Source organism: Chachezhania antarctica (assembly GCF_003646465.1).
In the GTDB taxonomy this organism is placed as follows: Bacteria; Pseudomonadota; Alphaproteobacteria; order Rhodobacterales; family Rhodobacteraceae; genus Chachezhania; species Chachezhania antarctica.
Window position 1 is genome coordinate 284,984 of sequence record NZ_QZEX01000001.1, and the last position, 25,715, is coordinate 310,698.

At 64.7% G+C, this 25,715-nt stretch carries 26 protein-coding genes; 11 read left to right on the forward strand and 15 right to left on the reverse strand.

Annotated features, from left to right (window positions below; genetic code table 11):
* The first annotated feature begins 15 nt into the window (after nucleotides 1–15).
* The 4 genes from ugpB (at nucleotide 16) to D4754_RS01400 (ending at nucleotide 4,481) form a co-directional block, all read left to right on the forward strand.
* A complete protein-coding gene (gene ugpB, locus D4754_RS01385; RefSeq protein ID WP_121060884.1) occupies nucleotides 16–1,323 on the forward strand; it encodes a sn-glycerol-3-phosphate ABC transporter substrate-binding protein UgpB in 1,308 nt (435 codons plus the stop codon).
* A gap of 65 nt (nucleotides 1,324–1,388) precedes the next feature.
* Nucleotides 1,389–2,273 (forward strand): sn-glycerol-3-phosphate ABC transporter permease UgpA, encoded by an 885-nt coding sequence (gene ugpA, locus D4754_RS01390; protein WP_121060886.1) that lies wholly within the window; start codon nucleotides 1,389–1,391, stop codon nucleotides 2,271–2,273.
* A gap of 250 nt (nucleotides 2,274–2,523) precedes the next feature.
* Complete coding sequence (gene ugpE / locus D4754_RS01395) at nucleotides 2,524–3,372, forward strand: sn-glycerol-3-phosphate ABC transporter permease UgpE (RefSeq protein WP_121060888.1); 849 nt, start codon at nucleotides 2,524–2,526, stop codon at nucleotides 3,370–3,372.
* Nucleotides 3,373–3,374: 2 nt separating this feature from the next.
* A complete protein-coding gene (locus tag D4754_RS01400) occupies nucleotides 3,375–4,481 on the forward strand; it encodes an ABC transporter ATP-binding protein (RefSeq protein ID WP_121060890.1) in 1,107 nt (368 codons plus the stop codon).
* Nucleotides 4,482–4,485: 4 nt separating this feature from the next.
* On the opposite strand, the gene D4754_RS01405 is transcribed toward D4754_RS01400, so the two are convergent.
* Nucleotides 4,486–5,283, reverse strand: a complete 798-nt coding sequence (locus tag D4754_RS01405; RefSeq protein WP_121060892.1) for a crotonase/enoyl-CoA hydratase family protein — start codon at nucleotides 5,281–5,283, stop codon at nucleotides 4,486–4,488.
* Between the two features lie 80 nt (nucleotides 5,284–5,363).
* A complete protein-coding gene (locus D4754_RS01410) occupies nucleotides 5,364–5,888 on the reverse strand; it encodes a glutathione peroxidase (protein ID WP_121060894.1) in 525 nt (174 codons plus the stop codon).
* Between the two features lie 155 nt (nucleotides 5,889–6,043).
* Here D4754_RS01410 and msrB point away from each other — a divergent pair, with 155 nt between their 5' ends.
* Nucleotides 6,044–6,493 carry a peptide-methionine (R)-S-oxide reductase MsrB gene (gene msrB / locus D4754_RS01415; RefSeq protein ID WP_121060896.1) on the forward strand — a complete coding sequence of 150 codons (450 nt, stop codon included), beginning with the start codon at nucleotides 6,044–6,046 and terminating at the stop codon, nucleotides 6,491–6,493.
* Entirely contained in the window at nucleotides 6,490–7,002 is a 513-nt protein-coding gene (msrA, locus tag D4754_RS01420) for a peptide-methionine (S)-S-oxide reductase MsrA (protein ID WP_121060898.1), read from the forward strand. Before msrB ends, msrA (D4754_RS01420) begins: the two co-directional genes overlap by 4 nt.
* Before the next feature lie 66 nt (nucleotides 7,003–7,068).
* On the opposite strand, the gene queG is transcribed toward msrA (D4754_RS01420), so the two are convergent.
* The 6 genes from queG to D4754_RS01450 form a co-directional block, all read right to left on the reverse strand.
* Nucleotides 7,069–8,103 (reverse strand): tRNA epoxyqueuosine(34) reductase QueG, encoded by a 1,035-nt coding sequence (gene queG / locus D4754_RS01425; RefSeq protein ID WP_121060901.1) that lies wholly within the window; start codon nucleotides 8,101–8,103, stop codon nucleotides 7,069–7,071.
* 78 nt (nucleotides 8,104–8,181) lie between these two features.
* Nucleotides 8,182–8,847: an FtsZ-binding protein FzlA gene (gene fzlA, locus D4754_RS01430; protein WP_121060902.1), complete on the reverse strand. Its 666-nt coding sequence runs from the start codon at nucleotides 8,845–8,847 to the stop codon at nucleotides 8,182–8,184.
* A gap of 57 nt (nucleotides 8,848–8,904) precedes the next feature.
* A complete protein-coding gene (gene mtgA / locus D4754_RS01435; protein WP_121060905.1) occupies nucleotides 8,905–9,618 on the reverse strand; it encodes a monofunctional biosynthetic peptidoglycan transglycosylase in 714 nt (237 codons plus the stop codon).
* 227 nt (nucleotides 9,619–9,845) lie between these two features.
* On the reverse strand, nucleotides 9,846–10,559 hold the full coding sequence (locus D4754_RS01440; RefSeq protein ID WP_121060907.1) for a sulfotransferase-like domain-containing protein: 714 nt from the start codon (nucleotides 10,557–10,559) through the stop codon (nucleotides 9,846–9,848).
* On the reverse strand, nucleotides 10,559–11,467 hold the full coding sequence (locus tag D4754_RS01445) for a D-amino acid aminotransferase (RefSeq protein ID WP_121060909.1): 909 nt from the start codon (nucleotides 11,465–11,467) through the stop codon (nucleotides 10,559–10,561). The genes D4754_RS01440 and D4754_RS01445 overlap by 1 nt, the downstream gene beginning before the upstream one ends.
* 51 nt (nucleotides 11,468–11,518) lie before the next feature.
* Nucleotides 11,519–12,307, reverse strand: coding sequence for a peptidoglycan-binding protein (locus D4754_RS01450; protein WP_121060911.1), 789 nt, complete (start codon nucleotides 12,305–12,307; stop codon nucleotides 11,519–11,521).
* Nucleotides 12,308–12,467: 160 nt separating this feature from the next.
* Between D4754_RS01450 and msrA (D4754_RS01455) the strand changes: the two genes are divergently transcribed.
* Nucleotides 12,468–13,094 (forward strand): peptide-methionine (S)-S-oxide reductase MsrA, encoded by a 627-nt coding sequence (gene msrA / locus D4754_RS01455; RefSeq protein ID WP_121060913.1) that lies wholly within the window; start codon nucleotides 12,468–12,470, stop codon nucleotides 13,092–13,094.
* 75 nt (nucleotides 13,095–13,169) lie between these two features.
* Here msrA (D4754_RS01455) and D4754_RS01460 read toward each other — a convergent pair whose 3' ends face one another.
* On the reverse strand, nucleotides 13,170–14,045 hold the full coding sequence (locus D4754_RS01460) for a ribokinase (RefSeq protein ID WP_121060915.1): 876 nt from the start codon (nucleotides 14,043–14,045) through the stop codon (nucleotides 13,170–13,172).
* Between the two features lie 239 nt (nucleotides 14,046–14,284).
* Between D4754_RS01460 and mutS the strand changes: the two genes are divergently transcribed.
* Nucleotides 14,285–16,909, forward strand: coding sequence for a DNA mismatch repair protein MutS (mutS, locus tag D4754_RS01465; RefSeq protein ID WP_205589574.1), 2,625 nt, complete (start codon nucleotides 14,285–14,287; stop codon nucleotides 16,907–16,909).
* 218 nt (nucleotides 16,910–17,127) lie between these two features.
* Here mutS and D4754_RS01470 read toward each other — a convergent pair whose 3' ends face one another.
* Together D4754_RS01470 and hrcA are read right to left on the reverse strand one after the other, a co-directional pair.
* Nucleotides 17,128–17,724 (reverse strand): nucleotide exchange factor GrpE, encoded by a 597-nt coding sequence (locus D4754_RS01470; RefSeq protein ID WP_121060919.1) that lies wholly within the window; start codon nucleotides 17,722–17,724, stop codon nucleotides 17,128–17,130.
* A 10-nt stretch (nucleotides 17,725–17,734) separates the two neighbouring features.
* Nucleotides 17,735–18,802, reverse strand: coding sequence for a heat-inducible transcriptional repressor HrcA (gene hrcA, locus D4754_RS01475; RefSeq protein WP_121060921.1), 1,068 nt, complete (start codon nucleotides 18,800–18,802; stop codon nucleotides 17,735–17,737).
* A gap of 109 nt (nucleotides 18,803–18,911) precedes the next feature.
* Here hrcA and rph point away from each other — a divergent pair, with 109 nt between their 5' ends.
* Genes rph through hemW form a run of 3 tightly spaced genes read left to right on the forward strand, consistent with a single transcriptional unit; the run spans nucleotide 18,912 to nucleotide 21,398 of the window.
* A complete protein-coding gene (rph, locus tag D4754_RS01480; protein ID WP_121060923.1) occupies nucleotides 18,912–19,625 on the forward strand; it encodes a ribonuclease PH in 714 nt (237 codons plus the stop codon).
* Nucleotides 19,622–20,236 carry an RdgB/HAM1 family non-canonical purine NTP pyrophosphatase gene (rdgB, locus tag D4754_RS01485; protein ID WP_121060925.1) on the forward strand — a complete coding sequence of 205 codons (615 nt, stop codon included), beginning with the start codon at nucleotides 19,622–19,624 and terminating at the stop codon, nucleotides 20,234–20,236. Before rph ends, rdgB begins: the two co-directional genes overlap by 4 nt.
* A 4-nt stretch (nucleotides 20,237–20,240) precedes the next feature.
* The gene (gene hemW, locus D4754_RS01490) at nucleotides 20,241–21,398 is read left to right on the forward strand and encodes a radical SAM family heme chaperone HemW (protein ID WP_121060927.1); all 1,158 of its coding nucleotides are present in this window, start codon (nucleotides 20,241–20,243) and stop codon (nucleotides 21,396–21,398) included.
* 129 nt (nucleotides 21,399–21,527) lie between these two features.
* Here hemW and D4754_RS01495 read toward each other — a convergent pair whose 3' ends face one another.
* From D4754_RS01495 to mnmG, 4 genes are read right to left on the reverse strand one after another with little or no spacing between them, the layout of a single operon-like run.
* Nucleotides 21,528–22,409: a ParB/RepB/Spo0J family partition protein gene (locus tag D4754_RS01495; RefSeq protein ID WP_121060929.1), complete on the reverse strand. Its 882-nt coding sequence runs from the start codon at nucleotides 22,407–22,409 to the stop codon at nucleotides 21,528–21,530.
* An 18-nt stretch (nucleotides 22,410–22,427) separates the two neighbouring features.
* Entirely contained in the window at nucleotides 22,428–23,234 is an 807-nt protein-coding gene (locus D4754_RS01500; protein WP_121060931.1) for a ParA family protein, read from the reverse strand.
* Nucleotides 23,227–23,838 (reverse strand): 16S rRNA (guanine(527)-N(7))-methyltransferase RsmG, encoded by a 612-nt coding sequence (gene rsmG, locus D4754_RS01505; protein ID WP_121060933.1) that lies wholly within the window; start codon nucleotides 23,836–23,838, stop codon nucleotides 23,227–23,229. Before rsmG ends, D4754_RS01500 begins: the two co-directional genes overlap by 8 nt.
* On the reverse strand, nucleotides 23,835–25,703 hold the full coding sequence (gene mnmG / locus D4754_RS01510) for a tRNA uridine-5-carboxymethylaminomethyl(34) synthesis enzyme MnmG (protein WP_121060935.1): 1,869 nt from the start codon (nucleotides 25,701–25,703) through the stop codon (nucleotides 23,835–23,837). The genes rsmG and mnmG overlap by 4 nt, the downstream gene beginning before the upstream one ends.
* Nucleotides 25,704–25,715 lie beyond the last annotated feature (12 nt).

A 25,715-nucleotide genomic window follows, 5' to 3' on the forward strand; every position in this document is an offset into this window, starting at 1 on the left:
TTCAGGGAATGTGACATGAAATCTTTCGCACTTGCCGCCGTGGCCTCCGTTGCCTTCGCCGGCACGGCATCGGCGCAAACCGAAATCACCTGGTGGCACGCCATGGGCGGCGCCCTGGGCGAGAAGGTCGAAGAGATCGCCAAGGGCTTCAACGAGTCCCAGTCGGACTACAAGATCAACGCGGTCTACAAGGGTGGCTATGCCGAAACCATGACTGCCGCCGTCGCCGCCTTCCGCGCCAACCAGCAGCCCCACATCGTGCAGGTCTTCGAAGTTGGCACCGCGACGATGATGGCCGCCGATGGCGCGATCTATCCCGTCTACCAGATGATGGAAGACGCAGGCGAGCCGTTCGACCAGTCGGCCTACCTGCCGTCGGTCATTTCCTACTACGTGAACGACGACAACCAGCTGCTGTCGATGCCGTTCAACTCGTCCACGCCGATCGTGTACTACAACGTCGACCTGCTGGAAAAAGCCGGTGTCGACACGTCCGAGATGCCCAAGACCTGGGACGAACTGGCCGCAGTCGCCAAGCAGGTTGTCGACTCGGGCGCCGCCGAATGCGGGTTCACCACCACCTGGCAGAGCTGGATCCAGCTGGAAAACCAGGCCGCCTGGCACGATGTCGCCTTCGCATCGGCCAATGACGGCTATGCCGGCACCGATGTCGAACTGCTGATCAACGACGGTGTGCCGCTGCGCCATATCGAGAACATGGCCGAATGGGCCAAGGACGGCACCTTCAAGTACGGCGGCCGCCAGTCTTCGGGCAACCCGATGTTCTTCTCGGGCGAATGCGCGATCACCATGGGCTCGTCGGCCGGCCGCGCGGGCGTGATGTCGAACATGCCCGACACCAAGATCGCATACGGCATGCTGCCCTACTATGACGACGTTCAGGGCGCGCCCCAGAACTCGATCATCGGCGGCGCGACGCTTTGGGTCCTGCAGGGCCACGAGCAGCCGGAATACAAGGGTGTGGCCGAATTCTTCAGCTACCTCTCCAGCCCCGAGGTTCAGGCCGACTGGCACCAGTTCACCGGCTACCTGCCGATCACCAACGCAGCTTACGAGCTGTCGAAGGAGCAGGGCTACTACGAGAAGAACCCCGGCGCCGAGCTGCCGATCAAGCAGATGACGCTGAACGACCCCACGGTGAACAGCCGCGGTCTGCGCCTGGGCAACTTCGTCCAGATCCGCGACGTCATCAACGAAGAGCTGGAAAACGTCTGGTCCGGTCAGGCCACGCCGAAAGAAGCTCTCGATCAGGCCGTGGCCCGCGGCAACGACCTTCTGAACCAGTTCGACGCGTCCAACTGATCGCGCCTCTATAATCCGGGCGGGCCTTTCGCGGGCCCGCCCTTTTCCTGTCCGGACGACCCCCCATGCAAACCAAGCGCGTCACCTTCCGCCATGTCTGGCTGCCGTACCTGCTGTGTCTGCCGCAACTGGCGGTGACACTGGTATTCTTCATCTGGCCCGCGGCCGAGGCGATCATCGAAAGCTTCTATCGCACCAACGCCTTCGGCACCTCGATGCAGTTCGTGGCGTTCGAGAATTTCCAGCGACTGTTCAACGATCCCAGCTACTTCGCCTCGATGCGGGTGTCGGTGATCTTTGCCGTGTCGACCACCGTGCTGGCGATGACGCTGTCGCTTCTGTTCGCGGCCGTGTCCGACCGGATCATCCGGGGCACCAACGCCTACCGGACCTTCCTGATCTGGCCCTATGCCGTGGCCCCCGCCGTGGCCGGTGTGCTGTGGCTGTTCCTGTTCAACCCGTCCATCGGGATCGCGACCTATGCGCTGGAGCTTCTGGGGATCGACTTCAACGCAACGATCTACCCCAATTCCGCCATGGCGCTGATCATCATCGCGGCGGCGTGGAAGCAGATTTCCTATAACTTCCTGTTCTTTCTTGCCGGCCTGCAGGCGATCCCCAATTCCGTGTACGAGGCCGCGGCCATCGACGGCGCGGGCCCCGTGAAACGCTTCTTCACCATAGTGCTGCCCTTGCTGTCGCCGACGACGTTCTTCCTGCTGGTCGTGAACATGGTCTACGCCTTTTTCGAGACCTTCGCCGTCATCCACGCCACCACGCAAGGCGGGCCAGGGCAGGCGACGTCGATCCTTGTCTACCGGGTGTGGAAGGACGGGTTCGTGGGGCTCGACCTTGGCGGATCGGCCGCGCAATCGGTCGTGCTGATGGCGCTCGTGGCCACGTTCACCGTGATCCAGTTCCGCTACATCGAACGCCAGGTGGAGTACTGATCCATGGTGAACCGGATCTTCCAAAGAAACACGAGAGGTTCGCGCCCGACCCGAGGGTGGGCCGCAACACCGGGACTGCCTTCGGGTATGCGAATGACCTCGGAATCCTTCGAACGCTTCAGCCATTCGCGCCCGCGTCACGCCGAAAGCGTGCCTCGGCACGACGGGGCGGGTCGGGCGCGAACCGGACCGCTTCGCGCTCCGGGGTCTGCAACTGGCACCCTTCCGTCCACAGGATCGAGGTAGGAAAATGGTCGAAAACCGCCGTCTTCTCGACATCCTGGGCCATATCCTGATGCTGTTCGCCGTGGCGCTGGTCGTCTTCCCGATCTGGGTGGCCTTCGTTGCGTCCACACAGGCATCGGGCGCGATCATGTCGGGCACCGTGCCGCTGTGGCCCGGCGATCAGCTGATCCAGAACTACGCCACCGTGCTGGGCAAGGGCGTCGCCGCCTCCGGCGCGCCGCCGATCCTGCTGATGCTGGGCAACTCGCTGATCATGGCCATTGGCATCGCGGTGGGAAAGATCACCATCTCGCTGATCGCGGCCTATGCCATCGTCTATTTCCGCTTCCCGTTCCGCACGTTCATCTTCTGGACCATCTTCATCACCCTGATGCTGCCCGTCGAAGTACGGATCATGCCCACGTTCGAAGTCGTCGCAAACCTTGGTCTTCTGAACAGCTACGGCGGGCTGATCCTGCCTGTCATCGCCTCGGCCACGGCCACGTTCCTGTTCCGGCAGTTCTTCATGACGGTGCCCGAAGAACTGTGCGAAGCCGCCCGCATTGATGGCGCGGGGCCGCTGAAGTTCTTCTGGGATATCCTGCTGCCGCTCTCGCGGACCAATATCGCGGCGCTTTTCGTGATCATGTTCATCTTCGGCTGGAACCAGTACCTGTGGCCGCTTCTGGTGACCTCGACCGAGAACCTCTACACCATCGTGATGGGCATCCAGCGCCTGGTCACCGTCGCCGACGCCGAGCCGCAATGGCCGCTGGTGATGGCAACGACCATCCTCGCCATGCTGCCGCCCGTCCTCATCATTGTCGTCATGCAACGCCTCTTCGTTCAGGGGCTTGTGGAAACGGAGAAATAACCATGGCCGGCATCCGCATCGACAGCGTGAGAAAAGTCTACCCCAACGGTTTCGAAGCCATCGAAAGCCTGTCGCTGGATATCGAGGACGGCGAGCTTGTCGTGCTCGTGGGTCCCTCGGGCTGCGGCAAGTCCACGCTTCTGCGCATGATCGCGGGGCTGGAAACGGTTTCAGGCGGCACCATCGCCATCGGCGACCGGGAAGTGAACAAGCTGGAACCGGCAGAACGCGACATCGCGATGGTCTTCCAGAACTACGCGCTTTACCCGCACATGACGATCTTCGACAACCTCGCCTACGGCCTGAAGAACCGCCGCATGCCCAAGGCCGAAATCAAGCGCCGGGTGGACGCGGCGACCAAGATGCTGGGGATCTCGCACCTGCTGGATCGCAAGCCCAAGCAGATGTCGGGCGGTCAGCGCCAGCGGGTCGCGATGGGCCGCGCCATCGTGCGCGAACCGGCGGTGTTCCTGTTCGATGAGCCCCTTTCGAACCTCGACGCCAAGCTGCGCGTCCAGATGCGCGTCGAGATCAAGCGCCTGCAGCGGCAGTTGCAGACGACATCCGTCTACGTGACCCACGACCAGCTTGAGGCGATGACGCTGGCCGACAAGCTGGTCGTCATGAACGCGGGCCATATCGAACAGGTCGGCACGCCGATGGAGCTTTATTCCAACCCCGCCACCGTCTTCGTCGCGGGCTTCATCGGATCGCCCGCCATGAACCTGCTGCCGGGCGAAGTCTCGGGCGGGTCGTTCCACATCGACGGCGCGTCGGGCTTTTCTCCCGTCGCGCTGACGGCGGAAGCGCAGGGCAATGTCCTGCTGGGCATCCGGCCCGAACACCTGCAGATCGGCCCCGCCACCGGTCCGGGCCTTCAGGGGCGGCTGTCGATCCTGTCGTCGGAACCCATCGGGGCCGAAACGCTGATCTATTGCGAAGGCCCGTCGTCTGATCCGCTGATCCTGCGTGTCCCGGGGGAGGTGCACCACACCCCGGGCGCCATGATCGACGTCTTCGCCCCGGTGGACCGGCTGCACCTTTACGATGCCGAAACCAGCAAGGCCGTCCCGCTGAACACGGTGCGCGAACCGCAGACGGTGGGCTGAGCCCCTACCCCTTGAAGACCGGCGGCCGCTTTTCGATGAAGGCGGTCACCGCTTCGACATGATCGTCGGTCGTATGCGCCAGTGCCTGCATCGCGGCTGCCATTTCAAGGTGATCGGCCAGCGATGCCTCGCGCCCCTGCTTCAGCAGCCGTTTCGCCATCCGCACCGCTTGCGGCGGGTTCGCGGCGATCCGGGCGGCCAAGGCATGGGCTGCCGACAACAGCTCCGCATCCGGGACAACGCGGGAGACCAGCCCGCATTCCAGCGCCTCGGCCGCCGTCAGCATGTCGCCGGTCAGCGCCATTTCGGCCGCCTTGGAATAGCCCACGACGCGCTGCAGCAGCCACGCGCCGCCATCGCCCGGAACGATCCCCAGCTTGACGAAGCTTTCGGCGAAGCGCGCGCTTTCCCCGGCGATGCGGATATCGCACATCAGCGTCAGATCGCAGCCCGCCCCGACCGCGGCACCGTTCACGGCGGCGATGGTCGGCGTTTCCAGCGCGTCCAGAACCAGCGGCAGGCGCTGGATGCCCGCCTTGTAATTGCCACGTGTGGCGGTTGGATCGGGATCCGCCATCCCGCCGCCGCCCAGCATCTTCTTGACGTTGCCGCCCGACGAAAACGCCGACCCCGCGCCCGTCAGCACGATGGCCCGCACGTCCGGGTCTTCCTCGGCTGCGCCGAGCGCCCCCAGCACCCCGTCCAGCAGATCGACATCGGTGATCGGATTGCGCTGATCGGGATCGTTCAGCGTGATGGTGCAGACGGCATCGGTGACGTCGATCAGGACTTTGTCGGTCATTTGGGTCTCCTCGCGATGGGTGTTCGCAAGGGACGGGCTGACCGATCAAAGGTCAAGCGTACTGGCCCGGAACGTCACGATCAGCCGCCCAGCATCGCCTCGACCGCGCGCGTCACCTCCGCCGCCTGCGGGCGCGTGCTGGCGCCCCATGTCGCGGCGACTTCCCCGTCCGGGGCGATCAGGATCTTGTTGAAGTTCCAGCCGGGCTGGAACCCGGTTTCGGCCCGCACCGCCTTGTAGAATTCGTGCGCCCCGGCCCCGCGGACAGTGGTGATATCCGTCATCGGCATGGTCAGATCGAAGTTGACCGCGCAGAATTCCTTGACCTCCTCGGCCGAGGCCAGCTCCTGGTTGAAATCGTCGGACGGCACGGCCAGCACCACCAGCCCCCGGTCGCGGTAGGTGTCGTAAAGCGCCTGCAGCCCGTCATATTGCGGCGTGAACCCGCATTGCGAGGCGGTGTTGACCACCAGCACCGGCCGCCCGCGCCAGTCTTCGACAGAAAGCGCGCCGCCGTCGATGGACGCGAACGTCCCAGAAACCGGCCCGGCGGCCGCAAGCGCCGGCAGAAGCAGGCCCAGAATCGAAAGGATCAGCGTTTTCATCACCGGTCTCCCGCACGTGTTTCCCTGACCTTACTACGCACGGGGGGCGCACGCGGTTCACATTGCCGGGACGTGTCCGCCTAATCGCGGCCAAACTGTTTGATTTCCGGTCGCAGCCCCCATCTAATCGACAAGATCAAATTCGCGGAGGCCTCATGACCGAATACTTCAAGGATCCCGACGCCATCGCCAACCTGTCGCCCGAAGAATACCGGGTGACGCAGGAGGCGGGCACCGAACGCCCCGGCACCGGCAAGCTGCTTGGCAACAAGGAGCCGGGGATCTACGTCGACATCGTCTCGGGCGAGCCGCTGTTCGCCTCGGCCGACAAGTACGATTCCGGCTGCGGCTGGCCCAGCTTCACCAAGCCCATCGAACCGGCTTACGTGGTCGAACTCAGGGACGCGTCCCTGGGCATGGTCCGGACCGAGGTCCGCTCGTCCCACGGCGACAGCCACCTGGGCCACGTGTTCCCCGACGGTCCGCGCGACCGTGGCGGGCTGCGCTATTGCATCAACTCGGCCTCGCTCCGCTTCGTCCATCGCGACGACATGGAGGCGGAAGGCTATGGGGCTTACCTGGAACAAGTGGAGGACGTGACATGACAATCGAACGCGCAGTACTGGCCGGCGGGTGCTTCTGGGGCATGCAGGACCTGATCCGCAAGCTGCCCGGCGTAAAGGACACCCGCGTGGGCTATACCGGCGGCGACGTGCCCAACGCGACCTACCGCCATCACGGCACCCATGCCGAAGGGATCGAGATCAACTTCGACCCCTCCCGCATCTCGTACCGCGAGTTGCTGGAGTTCTTCTTCCAGATCCACGACCCGACCACGCTGAACCGTCAGGGCAACGATATCGGCCTGTCGTACCGGTCGGCGATCTACTACGTGGACGAGGATCAGAAGGCCGTCGCGCTCGACACCATCGCCGATGTCGATGCCTCGGGCATCTGGCCCGGCAAGGTCGTGACGGAGGTCGAGCCGGTGGGAGATTTCTGGGAAGCCGAGCCCGAGCACCAAGATTACCTCGAACGCCTGCCCAACGGCTATACCTGCCACTTCCCACGCCCAGGCTGGGTCCTGCCCCGCCGCGAAGCGAAGGCGTCCTGACGCCCGCAGGGTGCGTGGTCTCCACGCACCTTCCAAAACGGGTTACGGTGCGTGCAAGCACACACCCTACGACGCCTTGAGCCTTTCGGACGCCCATCGCGCGGCGTCCGCGACCGCCGGATCGGGATCATCGGTCAGCGTCTGCGCCCGGTCCCGCAACTCCGGCCTGCCCGAATTCCCGATCGCATAAAGCACGTTGCGCACGAACCGGTCCCGCCCGATCCGCTTGATCGGAGAACCAGAGAACAGCGCCCGGAATTCCGGATCGTCCAGCGCCGCCAGCTCTGCCAGCTGCGGCGCGCGCAGCTCCTCACGCGCGGCATACTTCATTTCCTGCGCCCGGGCGGCGAACTTGTTCCACGGGCAGACGGCAAGGCAATCGTCGCAGCCGTAGATCCGGTTGCCCATGGCTGCGCGCAGATCCTCGTCCACCGGGCCCTTGTGCTCGATGGTCAGGTAGGAAATGCAGCGCCGGGCATCCATCCGGTAGGGCGCGGGGAAGGCATCCGTCGGACAGATATCAAGGCACGCGCGGCACGACCCGCAGTGATCCGCCTCGGCCGCGTCCTTCTTCAGATCCAGCGTGGTAAAGATTGCGCCGAGGAACACCCAGTTGCCGAAATCGCGGCTCAGCAGGTTGGTATGCTTGCCCTGCCAGCCCAGCCCCGCCGCCTGCGCCAGCGCCTTTTCCGGCACCGGCGCGGTATCGACGAACACCTTTACCTCGCCACCGGCCTCGGCAATCAGCCAGCGCGCAAGGCGCTTCAGCTTCTTCTTCAGCACGTCGTGGTAATCGCGGTTCTGCGCATAGACCGATACCGCCGCCCGGTCCGGCTGGCCCAGGACCGCCATCGGATCGTGATCCGGGGCATAGCTTTCGGCCAACATGATGACCGACCGCGCCTCGGGCCACAGCACGGCCGGATCGCCCCGCCAGGCCGCACGATCCGCCAGCCAACCCATCTGCCCGTGAAACCCGGCCTCGAGAAAGGCGTCCAGCCGCCCCTTCACCTCGGGCACGTCGCCCGGCGCACAGATACCGCAGCCGGCCATGCCCAGCACGGCCGCCTCTGCCTTCACCCGTTCGCCAAGATCATCCATCTTCTTTGGTCCCCAAATACCTCGGGGGAGTCCGCGCCCCGCGCGGACGGGGGCAGAGCCCCCAACCACGACACCCTATCAGAAATCCAGATCGGCGTAATGCGCCGGAGGCGGGAATCCAGTCACCTGGTCGGCCAGGATCCCGCGGAAAGCGGGGCGCGACTTGATCTTCGCGTACCAGTCCTTCACCACCGGCTGCCGGTTCCAGTCCACGTCCGAGATGTAATCGAGCGACGACAGATGCGCCGCCGCCGTGAAATCGGCCAGCGTCAGCATGTCGCCGGCCAGCCAGCGGCGATGATCCAGCAGCCAGGCCATGTAATCCAGGTGGTACTTGATCGCCCGCGCGCCACTTTTCACGGCAGAGCTGTCGGGGTAGCCGCGCTTGGTGATCTTCTTGTTCACCCGCTCGTAGAGCAGCTGCGAGGTGACCTCGTCGTGGAACTTGTCGTCGAACCAGCCGATCAGCCGGCGCACCTCGTAACGGGCCGAAGGCTTGCGAGGCATCAGCGGCGGTTCAGGACGGGTTTCCTCGATATATTCGCAGATCGCGGCACTTTCGGCCATGATCTGGTTGTCCAGCCGCAGCACCGGCACCTTGCCCGCCGGGTTGCGGCGCAGGAAGTCGGCGTCGTTCTCCCAGTAGCGCTCCTCGACCAGTTCGGCTTCTATCTTCTTCTCGGCCAGCACGAGGCGGACCTTGCGGCAGAACGGGGAAAGCGGGACGTGGTATAGGCGGGCCATGGACAAACGGTCAATTGCAGGGTTGGCGCTCAGCAATGCCCGGCTTTTCAATGATTTTCAATCCTCGAAGCACGCGGCCCGGCCATCGGCCGCGATCGTCGCCGCCCCATCGCGGATTCCCGCGATACGCTTGCGCAACCACGGCGACGGGTCGGCGGCATTCCGCTCTTCCGGGTTGGGCAGGACGGCCGCCAAAGCTGCCGCCTGTGCCGCGGTCAGCGTGTCGGCCGTGACACCGAAATGCGCTTCGGCCGCCGCGCCCACCCCGTAGATGCCTGGCCCCATCTCGGCCACGTTCAGGTAGACCTCGACGATCCGGCGCTTCGACCACATCAATTCCACCAATGGCGTCATCCCTGCCTCCAGCACCTTGCGCACCCAGCTGCGCCCCTGCCAGAGGAACACGTTCTTCGTCACCTGCTGCGAAATGGTCGACGCCCCCCGCACGGCGCCATCGGCAAAGGCCATCTTGATCGCGCGCACGTCGAAGCCCCAGTGCAGGCAGAAATTCGCGTCCTCGGCCGCCACGGCCGACCGCGCCATGACCGGCGCGATATCCTCCATCGCGACCCAGTCGTGCTGCACGGACCCGCGCTGCCAGTAGTCGGCCAGGATGGTGATCGTGGTCGGCGGATTGACCTTCGAATAGAGCGCCACAATCCCCACGGCCAGAACCACGGCCAAGAGAGCCAGCCGCCGCAGGACTCGCAGCGGCCGAAACCGCCGTGCCGGCTTCGGCTCCGTCTCCTTGCGCTTTGATCTTGCTGCCATGCCTGTATCCGATTGCGCCTCTGCCCAGCTATGCCAAGTCGCGCCGGCAAAGGCAAAGCTTCGGTCGCGGATTTGTCGGCCGGGTGTGGGGGCTCTGCCCCCGCCGCTCTCCGGGCGACTCCCCCGAGGTATTTGAAGACCAAAGAAGATGCGGGCCCTTGGTCTTCTTTCTCCAAATACTCCCGCCGGAGGCGGACCGACAGGCGCGGCGTTTCTGACGGTACGTATCAGTTTTGCGGCGTTCGCAGCGCCTTCGACCGCATCGCCCCGTAGACGGGCATCAGGTCAGCCGCGAGCGCGGCGGCCTTACCCGTCAGTTCGGGCAGAGGCCCTTCCGCGCCAGCGAAACCGGTGCTGGCGTGAATCGCACCGTACCAGTGGGCGGCCCAGGCGCCGTCTTCCGGGCAGCCGCCGGCGGGCCAGTGCAGCATGGCGGGCGTGTAGTCGAGGCCAATCTCGGCGCAGAGCCGCCCCAGTGCGGCGGCCGGATCCTGCCGGATGTCGTGGCTGTCGATCACCGGGCCGGGGTGCTTTCCCAGCAGTTCGAGCTGACGGTCGAAGCCCAGATCCGCGCGCGACGGCCGCTCCCGCCTGGCAGAGTAAGACGCGATCACCCGGGCGGGGTGGCGGATCAGGTAGACGTTGACCATGTCCTCCATCCAGTTCGTCGGGATCACTGGCAGCATGTGCTGGGTCATGTGCTTCTGGTACCAGTGCGGTCTTTCGCCGGGGGCCGGCCCGGTCAGCGCGGAAATCACCTCTGCCGCGTCGGTGGGCTGAGACGCGATCACCGCATCGCGCATCGGATGATCCAGCCCCGTCTCCGCAAGATAGGCGGCATAGAAGGGTTCGTCCGTAACCGCGCAATCGCCCCGCGCCCGAAACGCATACATCATCGCGGTCGACAGGTTCCGCGGCCCGGACCACATCGCTATGCGCATCAGGCGACGTCCCGCGCGATGAGATCCTTGTAAAGCGCGCGGATCCGTTCCGTCACCGGCCCCAGATCGCCCGCGCCGATCACGCGGCCGTCGATCTCGCCCACCGGGGTCTGCGCGCCGAAGGTGCCGGTCAGGAACGCCTCGTCGGCGCCATATGTCTCGACCAGGCTGAAGTTCTTTTCGAACATCGGGATGCCGTCGGCGCGACAGACGTCGATCACCTTCTGCCGCGTGATGCCGTTCATGCAATAATCGCCGGTCGAGGTCCAAACCTCGCCTTTCCGCACGATGAAGAAGTTGCAGGCGTTGGTCGTGTTCACGAAGCCATGCGCATCCAGCATCAGCGCCTCGTCCGCGCCGGCCTTTTCGGCCTGCACGGCGGCGAGCACGCAGTTCAGCTTGGAATGGGAGTTCAGCTTGGGATCCTGGCTCATCGGCAGGCCGCGGATCTGGGGCACGGTGGCCAGTCGGACCGGCCGGGGCAGCTTGGGCTGCGAATGTTCGGCGATGATGACCATCGTGGGGCCGGAACGCGACAGGCTGGGATGCTGGAACGGGCGGATCTTGGTACCGCGGGTCACCATCAGGCGGGCATGGGCGTCGGTCTCCATCCCGTTGGCCTGCCGCACGTCTTCCAGCGCGGCCACGACACCGGCACGATCCATGCCGATATCCAGGTCGATGGCCTTCGCCGCCTCGAACAGCCGGTCCAGGTGATCGTCCAGAAACGCCCAGCGCCCGTCATAAAGCCGCAGCCCTTCCCACACGCCATCGCCCAGCAGGAACCCGCTGTCATAGACGCTGACCACGGCCTCGGCGCGCGGTTTCAGCGCGCCGTTGACCCAGATGAGGATGCTTTCGTTGCGCGCATCGTCTTCTGCCTGATGTGTCGTGATTTTGTCTGTCATGCCGGCCCCTTTTCCCATTGCTAGGATGGGACCGGCCCGGCTGCAACGGTGTCAGCCCCCGAAAGCCGCCCATGTGTTGCGGCCGACGATGCCGTCGATGACTAGCCCCTCTGTCGCCTGGAACCGCATCACCGCCAGTTCCGTCGCCGGGCCGAAATCGCCATCGACGGCGATGGGCCAGCCCGCCTCGTGCAGCAGAGTTTGCAGCCGTTCGACCTCCGCCCCGAACGACCCCCGCCGCAGGACCGGGCCGGTGCCACCCTGTGCGTGGGAGAGGATGATCGCCTGCCGCTTGCGCAGGGCTGTCTTGGCGCGGGTCAGGTACTTGCCCCGGTCCGCCAGCCCGTTCGTGCCGCCGTTGATGCGCCGCGTGATGGTGACAAGATAATCCCGGTCCGCCAGCGCGTTCAGATCGTGATCGGCCCAGTAGGTGCACGCGATCTTGAGCGAGGTCAGGGGTTCGGCGGCGATTTCCGGGGTGTTTTCCAGGTCCAGCCCCATCATCGCGCCGTATTTCCGGTAGTTGTACCGCCCGGTCAGCTGGATCAGGCCGCGCCCCTTGTACCGCCGGCCGTCGCCCGGTTCGGTATTGCCCAGGTCGGCCCGGCCTTCATAGGCCGCACCGGTGGCGAATTCCTCGGTCGTGCGGAAGCCAGCGCATTCGTGGGTCACCTGCGCCATGAAATGCGCGATCCGCAGGAAGCTGTTGATCTCGTAGCTCTCCAGCACCGTCGACAGATCATCGGCGATCGCCGACACGATGCGCCGCTGCGAAATCAGGTAACGGCCGGAAAAGCCCGGTGCGATATCGTAAATGAAATCTGCGTCCAGCGGGATCATCGCTGCACCTCCATGCTTGCCGCGTTCCGGATCTCTATGATCAAACAATCTTAACGCGAGTGTAGCATAGCGTACGGTGCCCGCGCAGCCCCCGCATCGCGGAGCCTTGATTTGAGCGTCAGCGCCCGACGCGTCAGCCTCGGGGCAACGGAGGTACCACATGACCCTGAGATTCGCGCTCGTCGCCCTGATCCTCGCCCTGCCCGTCCGGCTTTCGGCCGACACGCTTACCGTGGCCGGTGGCTGCTTCTGGTGTGTCGAGGCCGATTTCGAATCCGTCCGCGGCGTTTCCGAAGCCGTTTCGGGCTATACCGGTGGGCACGTCGAAAACCCCGACTACAAGCAGGTCACCCGCGGCGGCACCGGCCATTACGAGGCGGTAGAGATCACCTTCGATCCGTCACGGGTCTCGCGCGCCGCGCTGCTGGACCTGTTCTTCCGGTCTGTCGATCCCACCGATGCCGGTGGCCAGTTCTGCGACCGCGGCGAAAGCTACCGTACCGCCATCTTCGTGGACGGCCCCGAGGAGGAAGCCACGGCAAAGCGCGCGAAAGCACGGGCCGAAAAGGCGCTCGGGAAAAGGATCGTCACCCCGATCCTGCCGCTGGGCCCTTTCTACGAGGCCGAGGACTATCACCAGGATTACTACAAGGGCGACCGCCTGATCCTCACCCGCTTTGGTCCGCGGCGGCAAGCCAAGGCGTACAAGCTCTACCGCGAAGGCTGCGGCCGCGACGAACGCGTGGAGGCCCTGTGGGGTCCCACCGCCCCCTTCATCGGGCAATAGGGCACCGCGCGCGCCGGGCTTCTTTGGCCCGGAAATACCTCGGGGCGACAGGGGCAGAGCCCCCGGGAAGGCCCGCTACCCGCGCAGCGCTGCCTGGACATCCTTCAGATCCGGGATCACGTCCGCCGTGCCCTCCCGCGTCACCATCAGCGCGGCGGCCTGCATGGCCAGCCCGATCGCCTGCGCCATCGGCATTCCGCGGTCGAGCCCGGCCATCAGGTAGCCGGTGAACGTGTCCCCGGCCCCCGTCGTGTCCACCGCTTCCACTGGAACGGCCGGGTACGATGTATCCTCCCCCCGCACAGTATCGATATGGCGCGCACCGTCGGCGCCCAGCGTGATCACGACATGGGCCACCGGCAGATCCCCCGGCATCGTGCCGGTCGCGTCGGCCAGTTGCTCGGCCTCCACCGCGTTGAGCACGAGGATGTCGAGGAAAGGCAGCACCGCCTGCACCGCCGCGGCTTCGAACGGGGCGGCGGCATAGGCCACCTTCAGCCCCATGTCCCGCCCGATACGCGCGGCGATGTCCTGTGCGTTGGTTTCGTTCTGAATCAGCAGGATGTCGCCTGACGCGGCCTCGGTCAGCGCGGTGCCGATCAGGTCTTCGGGGATCGTGCGGTTGGTGCCGGGCCAGATCAGGATCTGGTTTTCGCCCGACGGCTCGACCGCGATGATCGCATGCCCCGTGGCCCCGCCCAGCTCCGCGATATGGCGCGTGTCGACGCCGTATTCCGTCATCCGCCGCTTGGCCCAGGCGCCATCGGCACCCACGGCCCCGATATGCGCCGCATGGCCTCCGGCGCGGGCCGCCGCGACCGACATGTTGGCCCCCTTGCCGCCCAGGAACTGCCGCAGCGCGGTGGCGGCCAGCGTCTCGCCCCCCGCGGGCAGACGGGGCACGGTATAGATCATGTCGGCATTGATAGACCCAAGGTTCCAGATCGTCATCGGCCACTCCCCTGCGACGGCAACGGACCGAGTATGCCGGCAATGCGCGGCAATCATCAACAGGTCAGAGCAACGAGAGGGTCCGCAGGCGATCCGGGATCTTCAAAGCTCCGGTGTCTCCACGACATCAACACCCGGATGCCGCCCAGCTCACGGCTTTCCCCCTTTAGCCTCCCCCCGTCCCTCCCTATGGTGCGGCCGTTGCAGCGGGAGAATGCCAAGTGTCCACCGTCACCCCGATGATGGCGCAGTACATGGAGATCAAGGAGGCGCATCCCGGCGCGCTCCTGTTCTATCGCATGGGCGATTTCTACGAGATGTTCTTCGACGACGCCGTGAACGCGTCCGAGGCGCTGGACATCGCGCTGACGAAACGCGGCAAGCACGATGGCGACGACATCCCGATGTGCGGCGTGCCGATCCATGCCGCCGAAGGCTACCTTCTGACGTTGATCCGCAAGGGCTTCCGCGTGGCCGTCTGCGAACAGCTGGAAAGCCCGGCCGAGGCCAAGAAGCGCGGCCACAAGTCCGTCGTGAAGCGCGATGTCGTCCGGCTGGTGACCCCCGGCACGCTGACGGAAGACGCGCTGCTGGAGGCTCGCCGCCACAATTACCTTGCCGCCTATTCCGAAGTGCGCGGCGACGCGGCGCTGGCCTGGGCTGATATCTCGACCGGCGCGTTCCACGTGATGCCCCTGACCCGCACACGGCTGGGCCCGGATCTGGCGCGGCTGGCGCCGTCGGAACTGCTGCTGGCCGATCCGCCCGAGATCGAGATCGAAAGCATCGCCCGCGACATGGGGGTTCCGGTTACGGGGCTGGCGCGGTCGGCCTTCGATTCCACGGGCGGCGCCGAGCGGTTGAAGGAGCTGTTCCGCGTCGGCACGCTCGATGCCTTCGCAGCGTTCGGGCGGGCGGAAATCGGCGCCATGGCAGCGGTCATCGGCTATCTCGAAATCACGCAGAAAGGCAAACTGCCGCTCCTGCGCCCGCCGCAACAGGAAAGCACCGACGGCGTGATGCAGATCGACGCGTCGACCCGCCGCAACCTTGAACTGACCCGGTCCCTGTCCGGCGGGCGCAACGGTTCGCTGCTGGCGGCCATCGACCGCACGGTGACGCCCGCCGGCGCACGGCTGCTGGAACAGCGCCTTTCCAGCCCGTCCCGCCGGCTCGACGTGATCCACGGCCGTTTGGCCGCGGTGGATCTCTTCTGCGAGGACACGGGCCTGGCGCAGGACCTGCGGACGGCCCTGAAGAAGACCCCGGATCTCGACCGCGCCCTGTCGCGCCTGTCGCTCGACCGCGGCGGCCCGCGGGATATGGCGGCGATCCGGTCGGGACTGGCGCAGTCCGAAACCATCGCCGCGCGCTGCAGGTCGGCCGGCCTGCCACCCCTGATCGCGGACGCCGTGAACGCGCTCACCGGCTTCGACGACCTGACGGCGCTGCTGGACACCGCGCTGGTCTCCGACCCGCCCCTTCTGGCGCGCGACGGTGGTTTTATCGCGGAAGGGTTCGACGCCGACCTCGACGAGGCGCGAAAGCTGCGCGACGAAGGCCGGTCGGTCATCATGTCCTTGCAGGCGCGCTATGCCGAACTTGCGGGTGTCACGGCGCTCAAGGTCAAGCACAACAATGTGCTGGGCTACTTCATCGAAACCACGGCCACCCATGCCGCCCGGATGCAAGCCCCACCGCTGAACGAAACGTTCATCCACCGCCAGACCACGGCCAACCAGATTCGCTTCACCACGGTGGAACTGACCGACCTCGAAGCCCGCATGATGAACGCCGGCAATCGCGCGCTGGAGATCGAGAAGCGCCATTTCGACAGCCTCCGCCACACGGTGCTGGACGACGCCCCACGGCTCAGCCATGCGGCCCGCGGGCTGGCCGAACTGGACCTCGCCACCGCGCTGGCCGACCTCTCGCGGGCCGAGGACTGGGTGAAACCCACGGTCGACGAAAGCCGCAGTTTCGCGGTGAACGGCGGCCGCCACCCGGTTGTGGAACAGGCGTTGCGCCGCGACAATGCGCCCTTCATCGCCAATGATTGCGACCTGTCGGCAACGGACGGTGCCGCGATCTGGCTGCTGACCGGGCCGAACATGGCCGGCAAATCCACTTTCCTGCGCCAGAACGCCCTGATCGCCCTACTGGCCCAGATGGGCAGCCACGTGCCCGCTTCGTCGGCCCATATCGGCCTTGTCAGCCAGCTCTTCTCCCGCGTCGGTGCGGCGGACGACCTTGCGCGCGGGCGGTCGACCTTCATGGTGGAAATGGTCGAAACTGCCGCGATCCTGAACCAGGCCGACGACCGCGCGCTGGTGATCCTCGACGAGATCGGCCGCGGCACGGCGACATATGACGGCCTCTCCATCGCCTGGGCGACGCTCGAACATCTCCACGACGTCAACAGGTCGCGCGCGCTCTTTGCGACGCACTATCACGAGCTGACCCAGACCGTCGCCAAGCTCCCGGGCACGGAAAATGCCACCGTCGCGGTGAAGGAATGGGACGGCGAGGTGATCTTCCTGCACGAGGTGAAGAAAGGCGCCGCCGACCGGTCCTATGGCGTTCAGGTGGCCCAGCTCGCCGGCCTGCCGCGCTCGGTGGTGGACCGCGCCCGTTCTGTCCTCGACGCGCTTGAACGCGGCGAACGGGAAGCGGGCCAGCCGATGGCCTTCGTCGACGACCTGCCGCTTTTCTCGGCCGCAGCCGCAAACGCGGAAGCCCCTGTCCGCGAGGTTGCGAAACCTTCGCCCGCCCTCGATCTGCTGGCAGACACCAACCCCGATGACCTCACCCCGCGCGCGGCGCTGGAGTTGGTCTACAGGTTGAAGGATGCCGCGCGCGAGTGACCCGTTGCGGTGCTTGGAGACCACGCGCCCGAACCGCCGTCGGACGATGATCGACGTCGCGGGAACTTTGGCCGAAGCTCAAGACCCGGCGTCCCGCTGTCACAAGGGACAGCGGGGTTTTCTTGGGTCGCGGCCATCGGCGCCTCCGCCTGTACCGCTGATCATGAAATGAATGATCAGAGTTAAAGAAGTCAGGGCCGATGAACCGGGATACCGAGTCAGCCGGCAGGTGTTGACGACACGCCGACCTGCGCGGGGCGGAGGAGGCGATCATGCAGGAGAAAGCCTTCGGCGGCGACCTGGATGATGTCGCCCGCCTTCGTGCCCGGGACCGGGGCTTCGAACATCGCCTGGTGCATCTGCGGGTCGAAACGGTCGCCCACTTGGGGGACGATCACGTCGATGCCGTGCTTCGAGAACACGTTCAGAAGCTCGCGCATCGTCAGCTCGATACCTTCGATCAGCGCGGCCGAGGCCTGCTTCTGTTCTTCGGTTGCCGCGTCCAGCGCGCGCTTCATGTTGTCGTAGACCGGCAGCATGTCGCGGGCCAGCTTGGACCCGCCGTACTGTTCGGCCTCGCGGCGCTCCTTGTCGGCGCGCTTGCGCAGGTTCTCGGCATCCGCCAGTGCGCGCACGAAGCGGTCCTTGTACTGGTCGCGCTCGGCCGCGAGGGCCGCCAGTTCGTCTTCCCCAGCGGTCCCGGTGGGCGTCCCGCCCGCCGCGTCTTCCGGACCCTCGGCCATCTGTGCCGCAAGCTCTTCGGCTTCGGCATCGGCGATGTCGTCCAGAAAATCATCCTTCTTGGGGTCAGCCATTATTGCACCTCTATTTCCGGTCGGAGACCAATCGTCCCACGAGCTGCGCCGTGTAATCCACGATCGGCACGATCCGACCGTAATTGAGACGGGTGGGCCCTATCACGCCCACCGCGCCAATGATCTTACGGTCCGCGTTCATATAGGGAGACACCACCAGAGAGGAACCGGAAAGTGAGAAAAGTTTGTTCTCGGACCCTATAAAAATCCGCACACCCTCTCCCGCTTCCGCGGATTCGAGGAACTCGGCAATGTCCCGCTTGCGTTCGAGATCGTCGAACAGCGACCGGATCAGTTCCAGCCCGTCATCTTCGGCGCCGCCCGACAAGAGGTTGGACCGGCCGCGCACGATCAGACGGGCCGAATCAGCGTCGGTTTCCTCGCCCTCCCACACTGCAAGACCGCGTTCCACGAGGTCACGGGCCAGCACGTCGATCTCCTGCCGGCGCGACGCGATCTGCTTCGAGATCACGTGGCGGAATTCCGACAGAGTGCGCCCCGCGATCAGCGAGTTCAGGAAGTTCGCCGCCTCGCGCATGGCGCTTTGGGTCTGGCCCGGCGGCGGGGTGAAGATACGGTTTTCGACATGCCCGTCCTCGAACACCAGAACCACCAGCGCGCGGTCGGCGCCCAGCCCAACGAATTCGATGTGCCGGATCGCGGCTTCCCGCTTGGGCGACAGGACCAGAGACGCCCCCTGCGTCACGCCCGACAGGGCCGATCCGACCCTGTCCAGCAAGGACTGCACGTCGCCCGAGCCCACCTGCGTGGCATCGATCGCCTCGCGCGCTTCGGCGTCGGGTTCGCCCACTTCCAGAAGCCCGTCGACGAACAGGCGCAGGCCCATCTGCGTGGGCACCCGCCCGGCCGAGATGTGCGGGCTGTCGAGCAGGCCCAGGTATTCAAGGTCCTGCATGACGTTGCGCACCGTCGCGGCCGAAACCTTTTCCGACAGCGCACGCGTCAGGGTCCGGCTGCCGACGGGATCGCCGGTCAGCAGGTAGGATTCGACCACGCGCCGGAAAACCTCGCGCGAGCGGTCGTTCAAGTCTTCGAGTAGCTTTGCTGCTTCGCTCATCGCTCTCCGCAATCGAACTTGCGCCCCATGGCCCTTGCGCCCTGCCGCATCCCGGCGGTATGCCCGCGGCCAAGAGCCGGTGCGCCGGTACCAGCAACAGGAATGCCCCATGCGACCGTCAGGACGAGACTTAAGCGAAATGCGCGCGGTTTCAATCGAAACCGGCGTTTCAGCCCATGCCGAAGGATCGTGCCTGATCAAGATCGGCCGAACCCACGTGCTGTGCACCGCCACGCTGGAAGAACGCGTGCCCCCCTTCGTCAAGGGATCGGGCCTTGGCTGGGTGACCGCCGAATACGGCATGCTGCCCCGCGCGACCAACACGCGGATGCGCCGCGAAGCCGCCGCAGGCAAGCAGGGCGGCCGCACGGTGGAAATCCAGCGGCTGATCGGGCGCAGCTTGCGCGCGGGCGTCGACCGGGTGGCCCTGGGCGAACGCCAGATCACCGTCGACTGCGACGTGCTGCAGGCCGATGGCGGCACGCGCTGCGCGTCGATCACCGGTGGCTGGGTCGCGCTGCGGCTGGCCGTGAACAAGCTGATGAAGGCGGGCGACGTGATTTCTGATCCGCTGCTGGATCCGGTCGCGGCCGTGTCCTGCGGGATCTACGCGGGCCAGCCGGTGCTGGACTTGGACTACCCCGAAGACAGCGAGGCAGGTGTCGATGGCAACTTCGTGCTGACAGGTTCGGGCCAGCTGATCGAAGTGCAGATGTCGGCCGAAGGCGCGACGTTCTCGCGCGATCAGATGAACACGCTGCTGGACCTTGCCGCGAAGGGCACGGGTGAGCTGGTCGCCGCGCAGAAAGCCGCCACCGCATGAGACGCCAGTTCGACGGCAATCGGCTGCTGATCGCGACCCACAATGCCGGAAAGCTGGACGAGATGCGCCAGCTTTTCGCGCCGCTGGGCGTCGAGGTCGTGGGTGGCGCTGAAATGAACCTGGCGGAACCGGTGGAGACGGAGGACAATTTCGTCGGCAACGCCCGGATCAAGGCGCGTTCGGCGGTGGAGGCCACGGGTCTTCCGGCGCTGGCCGACGATTCCGGGATCGAGGTCGACGCGCTGAACGGCGCGCCCGGTGTCTACACGGCGGACTGGGCCGAAACACCCAATGGACGCGATTTCAAGATGGCCATGACCCGTACGTGGGAGGAGCTGGAAGCGAAGAACGCCCCCGCCCCCCGTCGCGCGCGGTTCTGTTGCACGCTGATGCTGGCCTGGCCCGACGGGCACGAGGAAGTCTACGAAGGCCACGCCCCGGGCCAGATCGTCTGGCCGATGCGCGGGGTCGAAGGCCATGGCTATGACCCGATCTTTCAGCCCGACGGCTACGACATCACCTTTGGCGAGATGGATGCGGACGAGAAGAACCGGATCTCTCACCGTGCGCGGGCGTTTCAGGCGCTGATTGCGGGGTCCTTTGGCCGCTGAGGTCATGCCCCACGGCTTCGGCCTGTACGTGCACTGGCCCTATTGCGCGGCCAAGTGCCCGTATTGCGACTTCAACTCACACGTCGCGCGGACCATTGACCATGCGGCGTGGCGCGAAGCCTATGTATCTGAAATAAAACGTATTTCATCGGAAACCGGCCCCCGGATCCTGAACACGATCTTCTTCGGTGGCGGAACGCCCTCGCTGATGGAGCCGGAAACTGTCGCCGCCGTCATCGACGCGGCGCGCGCCGCATGGCTCCCGGCGAACGACATGGAGATCACGCTGGAAGCGAATCCCGGGTCGGTTGAAGCTGCACGGTTCGCCGGCTTTCGCGAGGCCGGCGTGAATCGCGTTTCGCTGGGCGTGCAAGCCCTGAACGATGACGATCTCCGGCGCCTGGGCCGGATCCATTCGGTGGCCGAAGCCCGCGCGGCCTTCGACATCGCCCGGAACACGTTCAACCGCGTCAGTTTCGACCTGATCTACGCCCGCCAGAACCAGTCCCGCGACGCGTGGCGCGCGGAACTGGCCGAGGCGCTGTCGATGGCCGCCGACCACCTGTCGCTCTACCAGCTGACGGTCGAGGACGGCACCGTCTTCGGCGCGCGTCAGGCCGCCGGGCACCTGAAAGGCCTGCCCGACGAAGACCTTGGCGCGGACCTTTACGACATCACTCAGGACATGTGCGAAGCCCACGGCCTGCCCGCCTACGAAGTATCGAACCACGCCATCCCCGGCGCCCAGTCCCGCCACAACCTGATCTACTGGCAAGGCGGCGATTACGCAGGCATCGGGCCCGGCGCCCACGGCCGGCTGAATCTGAACGGTCGGCGCATAGCCACGGAAACCCCACTTGGCCCTGACGTCTGGCTGACCGGTGCGCAGGCCGGAAGAGCTGAAACACGCTCCACCATATCTGGTGCAGAGCAGGCCGATGAATACCTTATGATGGGGCTGCGTCTCGCCGAAGGTATTGATGTGGAACGCTATTCGAAGCTGGCGCGCCAACCGCTGTCCGCGGCTACCATCTCGCACCTGTCGGAACTCGGCCTGCTGGAGCAGCGGAACACGGCCGCGGGCGTGCGCCTGGCGGCGACCCGGTCTGGGCGTAGTGTCCTCAACGCCTTGATTGCGGAGCTTGCTGCCCCGCCGCGGTAACGCCGTGACGTCCGACTGCCTCCGGCGGGAGTATTTGGAAGCGAAGAAGCCCAGGCGCGCCTGCCCTTCTCTTCTTTCCCGAAATACTCCCGGGGAGTCCGCTCGCAGAGCGGGCGGGGGCAGAGCCCCCTACCCGGCTCCCAGCTTCGCGCAAAGCGAATCGAGTTCGTCCAGCGTCCGGTACGTGATCACCAATTGGCCGGATTCGTGTCCCGACTTGTGGTTCAGTTGGACCTTCATTCCAAGATTGGCGGACAAATCGCCCTCGAGCGCTGCCGTGTCCGCGTCCTTCTCGACCGAGGCGCGCTGTTTCACGGGCGCAGGGCCGTCGGCCATCTTCTTTGCCAGCGCCTCCGCCGCGCGGACCGACAGGCCCTTGGCCACGATCTCCTTCGCGATACGCGAAGGATCTTCCGACGTGACCAGCGTCCGGGCGTGACCGGCCGAAAGCTTTCCGTCGCGCACCAGTTCCAGCACATCCTGCGGAAGGTTCAACAGGCGCAGAAGGTTGGCGATGTGGCTGCGGCTCTTGCCCAGTGCCTCGGCCAGGCGTTCTTGGGTGTGGCCATAACTGTCCATCAGAGCCCGGTAGCCCGCCGCTTCCTCCACCGCGTTCAGATCGGCGCGCTGGATGTTTTCGATGATCGCGACTTCCAGCACTTCTTCGTCGGAATATTCACGCACCAGCACCGGGACTTCGTGCAACTGCGCCTTCTGCGCCGCGCGCCAGCGGCGTTCTCCGGCGACGATCTGGAACTGTCCACCAGGCACCGAACGTACAATCAGGGGTTGCAGGATGCCCTTTTCCGAAACCGAGGCGACGAGGTCGGCCATATCCTCTTCCCGAAAGGTGCGCCGGGGCTGGTTCGCATTGGCCACGATGCGTTCGATCGGGACCATCACGTCCGGTCGCCGCGCCGCCTGCTGGCCTGCGTCATTTGTCTCCGGCGTCACATCCGCCATCAGTGCAGACAATCCCCGGCCAAGCCCACGTGGTTTCTGAGTTGCCATTGCTCTATTCCCCTCGCCTCACGCGGCCACTGTCTCGTGGTTCCGCACCAGTTCCGCCGCAAGCGCCCGATACGCCTTGGCCCCCGTCGAATTCGGATCATATGTCAGCACCGGCATCGCGAAAGATGGCGCTTCCGATATCCTGACATTCCGCGGAATCCGCGTTTCAAACACAAGGCTGCCTAGGTTCGCACGCGCGTCCGCTTCGACCTGATGGGACAAGTTGTTGCGTTTGTCATACATGGTCAACACAACACCTTCGATTCTGAGATCCGGATTCGCGGTGGCCCGAACTTCGCGGATCGTCAGCATCAACTGCGACAGACCTTCCAGCGCGAAGAATTCGGACTGCAGCGGCACCAGGACCGAGTTCGCCGCGACCATGGCGTTGACCGTCAGAAGATTCAGTGACGGGGGACAGTCGATCAGGATGTAATCGAGGTCGAAATCGGCCATGGCCTTCTGCCGGAGAGCATCACGCAGCCGGAAAGACCGGCGTTCGTTTGCTGCCATTTCCATGTCTGCCGAGCTCAGATCCATCGTGGCAGGGATGATCCACAATCCTTCGACCCCGATATCCTGCACGATATCCTTCAGGACAACGTCTTCCATGAGAAGGTCGTAAGTCGTCAGTTCGCGGGCGTCCTCGTCGACGCCAAGGCCCGTCGAGGCATTGCCCTGAGGGTCCAAGTCTACAACCAGAACGTTCATGCCCTCCTCTGCCAGAGCGGCCGCAAGGTTGATCGCAGTCGTCGTTTTTCCGACCCCGCCCTTCTGGTTGGCGATGGCGATGATTCGGGGTTCGTGGCGTGAGCTGTCAGACACGCGACACTCCTTCGATGGACAGGATAACCGCTCCCGGTTGGGTACGACTTGTAATCGGGAGCACCGACATTTGCCATCTCTCCCGAGCCGCATCCAGCTCTTTTTCCCAGCTCTCCCCCTTCTGGAACAGCGCGGTTCCGCCGGGCGCCAGATGCCGGTCGGCGAATTCCAGCAGAACGTCGAGCGGGGCGAGCGCACGCGCCGAAAGGATGTCAGCCTTTTGGGGAGCGGCGGATTCGATCCGCTGCGTCATTACGGTGATGTCGACCCCGGTTTCCCGCGCGACCGTCCGCAGGAACGCGGACTTGCGCTGATCGCTCTCGATCAAGGTAAATTTTCGTCCACCTGGTTGATCCGCGGCCAGAATAGCGGTCACCAGGCCGGGGAACCCGCCTCCGGACCCGAGATCAACCCAAGTGTCTCCCGTGGGCGCAGCCTCCCATACTTGAACCGAGTCCACTATATGGCGGTTCCAGAGGTGTTCCATACTGGATCTAGAGACAAGGTTGATCTTCGGGTTCCATTTCTCCAGCAAAGCTGCGTAAGTTTCCAACCGCTCTAATGTTTCACGTGAAACATTCTCGGGAAAATCCGGGCGCGTCATGCCCGCTTCGCCTGCCCGTTCCGCCGCAACCTCGCCATCAGCAGAGCCAGGGCAGCAGGGGTCATCCCCTCCATGCGACCGGCTTGCGCCAGGGTTTCAGGGCGCGCATGCGTCAGTTTCTGTTTCAATTCGTTCGACAGTCCGTCGACAATCATGAAATCGAACTCGTGCGGAATCACCTGCGCTTCGTCGCGCTTCATGGCAGAAACATCCCGTTTCTGACGCTCTATATACGACGCATAGAGAGCGTCATTCTCCACCTGGCGCCGAATCGGCGGCTCAATAGAGCTCAATGCGGGAACAAGAGGAATGAGAGATTCAAACGCAACATCGGGAAAAGCCAGAATTTCCAGACCAGTACGCCGATTTCCATCCTCTTTGACCTTGATACCGACGCTACCGATCTGCTTTGGCGTATAGGTTTCCGACGAAAGCAGAGACCGAGCGGTATCAAGGCGCTCTATCTTATCGAGGAACGCGACGCGCCGCTCTTCGCCGACACACCCAAGGCGCAGCCCCAGCGGCGTGAGGCGCTGGTCTGCGTTGTCGGCACGCAAGGACAGCCGAAACTCCGCACGAGACGTGAACATACGATAGGGCTCCGCCACGCCACGGGTTGTTAGGTCATCAATCATCACGCCGATATAGCTGTCCGTCCGACTGAAGGCGACCGCTTCGCGCCCCTGAACTGCAAGCGCGGCATTCAACCCCGCGACCAAGCCCTGGGCCGCAGCCTCCTCATATCCTGTGGTTCCATTGATCTGGCCCGCAAAATATAGCCCTGGTACGTCTCGGAGTGACAGTTGGGCATTCAAGGCGCGCGGGTCGACATAGTCGTATTCGATGGCGTAACCTGGCTGAACGATCTTCGCGTTCTCCAATCCTGCGATTGACCGGATATATGCCTCCTGCACCTCTTCGGGCAGAGACGTTGAAATTCCGTTCGGATAGACGGTGGGATCGTCGATACCTTCCGGTTCAAGGAAGATCTGATGTTGGTCCTTATCGGCGAAGCGAACAACCTTGTCCTCGATCGACGGACAATAGCGCGGGCCTACGCCTTCGATATGGCCGCCGTACATGGCCGACCGAGACAGGTTCTCGCGTATGATCTCGTGCGTTCGGGCGTTGGTATAGGTGATGCCGCAGGAGATCTGCTTTGCTTCTACCTGTTTGGAAAGAAAAGAGAAAAGTTCGGGTTCTTCATCCCCGGGCTGCGATTCCAAGATGTCCCAATTGATCGTGCGTCCATCCAGGCGCGGCGGGGTGCCGGTTTTCAGTCGTCCGAGAGGGAGATTGAAGGAATCGATCCGCTCGGCCAGTTTGATCGACGGCTTGTCACCCATACGCCCGCCGGGGCGTCGTACGTCGCCGATATGAATAACGCCACGAAGGAAGGTTCCGGTGGTAAGGACAACCGCCCCGGCCCGAATTTCACTGCCATCGGCAAAGAGGACACCAGAAACCCGAAGGCCGTCCATTAAGAAATCGGTAACCTCGCCTTCGACGATCTCCAGACCTTCGCGGGCTTCGGTCTCGGCCAGCATGGCCGACCTGTAGATTGCGCGATCGGCCTGGGCGCGGGGGCCCCGCACGGCTGGGCCTTTTCTGCGGTTCAGAAGTCGGAACTGAATCCCGGCCTTGTCCGCAACGCGGCCCATGACCCCGTCCATAGCGTCGATTTCGCGGACCAAATGGCCTTTACCAAGACCACCAATGGCTGGATTGCAGCTCATAACGCCAATTCCCTCGCGCTTGAGGGTCACAAGAACTGTTCGCGCGCCCATCCGGGCCGCGGCATGCGCTGCTTCGGCGCCGGCATGTCCGCCGCCGATCACGACGACATCAACAGGTGAATGTTTCACGTGAAACACTCC

What these genes read in the sequence shown, in the direction of transcription:
- msrA (WP_121060898.1), top strand. Translation starts at nt 6,490, where the DNA reads ATGACAATCGAACGCGCAGTACTGGCCGGCGGGTGCTTCTGGGGCATG.
- D4754_RS01460 (WP_121060915.1), bottom strand. Translation starts at nt 14,045, where the DNA reads ATGACGATCTGGAACCTTGGGTCTATCAATGCCGACATGATCTATACC.
- msrB (WP_121060896.1), top strand. Translation starts at nt 6,044, where the DNA reads ATGACCGAATACTTCAAGGATCCCGACGCCATCGCCAACCTGTCGCCC.
- D4754_RS01495 (WP_121060929.1), bottom strand. Translation starts at nt 22,409, where the DNA reads ATGGCAACTCAGAAACCACGTGGGCTTGGCCGGGGATTGTCTGCACTG.
- D4754_RS01450 (WP_121060911.1), bottom strand. Translation starts at nt 12,307, where the DNA reads ATGATCCCGCTGGACGCAGATTTCATTTACGATATCGCACCGGGCTTT.
- msrA (WP_121060913.1), top strand. Translation starts at nt 12,468, where the DNA reads ATGACCCTGAGATTCGCGCTCGTCGCCCTGATCCTCGCCCTGCCCGTC.
- D4754_RS01470 (WP_121060919.1), bottom strand. Translation starts at nt 17,724, where the DNA reads ATGGCTGACCCCAAGAAGGATGATTTTCTGGACGACATCGCCGATGCC.
- rsmG (WP_121060933.1), bottom strand. Translation starts at nt 23,838, where the DNA reads ATGACGCGCCCGGATTTTCCCGAGAATGTTTCACGTGAAACATTAGAG.
- mutS (WP_205589574.1), top strand. Translation starts at nt 14,285, where the DNA reads ATGATGGCGCAGTACATGGAGATCAAGGAGGCGCATCCCGGCGCGCTC.
- D4754_RS01400 (WP_121060890.1), top strand. Translation starts at nt 3,375, where the DNA reads ATGGCCGGCATCCGCATCGACAGCGTGAGAAAAGTCTACCCCAACGGT.
- mtgA (WP_121060905.1), bottom strand. Translation starts at nt 9,618, where the DNA reads ATGGCAGCAAGATCAAAGCGCAAGGAGACGGAGCCGAAGCCGGCACGG.
- rdgB (WP_121060925.1), top strand. Translation starts at nt 19,622, where the DNA reads ATGAGACGCCAGTTCGACGGCAATCGGCTGCTGATCGCGACCCACAAT.
- D4754_RS01445 (WP_121060909.1), bottom strand. Translation starts at nt 11,467, where the DNA reads ATGACAGACAAAATCACGACACATCAGGCAGAAGACGATGCGCGCAAC.
- ugpB (WP_121060884.1), top strand. Translation starts at nt 16, where the DNA reads ATGAAATCTTTCGCACTTGCCGCCGTGGCCTCCGTTGCCTTCGCCGGC.
- D4754_RS01410 (WP_121060894.1), bottom strand. Translation starts at nt 5,888, where the DNA reads ATGAAAACGCTGATCCTTTCGATTCTGGGCCTGCTTCTGCCGGCGCTT.
- fzlA (WP_121060902.1), bottom strand. Translation starts at nt 8,847, where the DNA reads ATGGCCCGCCTATACCACGTCCCGCTTTCCCCGTTCTGCCGCAAGGTC.
- ugpA (WP_121060886.1), top strand. Translation starts at nt 1,389, where the DNA reads ATGCAAACCAAGCGCGTCACCTTCCGCCATGTCTGGCTGCCGTACCTG.
- ugpE (WP_121060888.1), top strand. Translation starts at nt 2,524, where the DNA reads ATGGTCGAAAACCGCCGTCTTCTCGACATCCTGGGCCATATCCTGATG.
- rph (WP_121060923.1), top strand. Translation starts at nt 18,912, where the DNA reads ATGCGACCGTCAGGACGAGACTTAAGCGAAATGCGCGCGGTTTCAATC.
- D4754_RS01440 (WP_121060907.1), bottom strand. Translation starts at nt 10,559, where the DNA reads ATGCGCATAGCGATGTGGTCCGGGCCGCGGAACCTGTCGACCGCGATG.
- hemW (WP_121060927.1), top strand. Translation starts at nt 20,241, where the DNA reads ATGCCCCACGGCTTCGGCCTGTACGTGCACTGGCCCTATTGCGCGGCC.
- queG (WP_121060901.1), bottom strand. Translation starts at nt 8,103, where the DNA reads ATGGATGATCTTGGCGAACGGGTGAAGGCAGAGGCGGCCGTGCTGGGC.
- D4754_RS01405 (WP_121060892.1), bottom strand. Translation starts at nt 5,283, where the DNA reads ATGACCGACAAAGTCCTGATCGACGTCACCGATGCCGTCTGCACCATC.
- hrcA (WP_121060921.1), bottom strand. Translation starts at nt 18,802, where the DNA reads ATGAGCGAAGCAGCAAAGCTACTCGAAGACTTGAACGACCGCTCGCGC.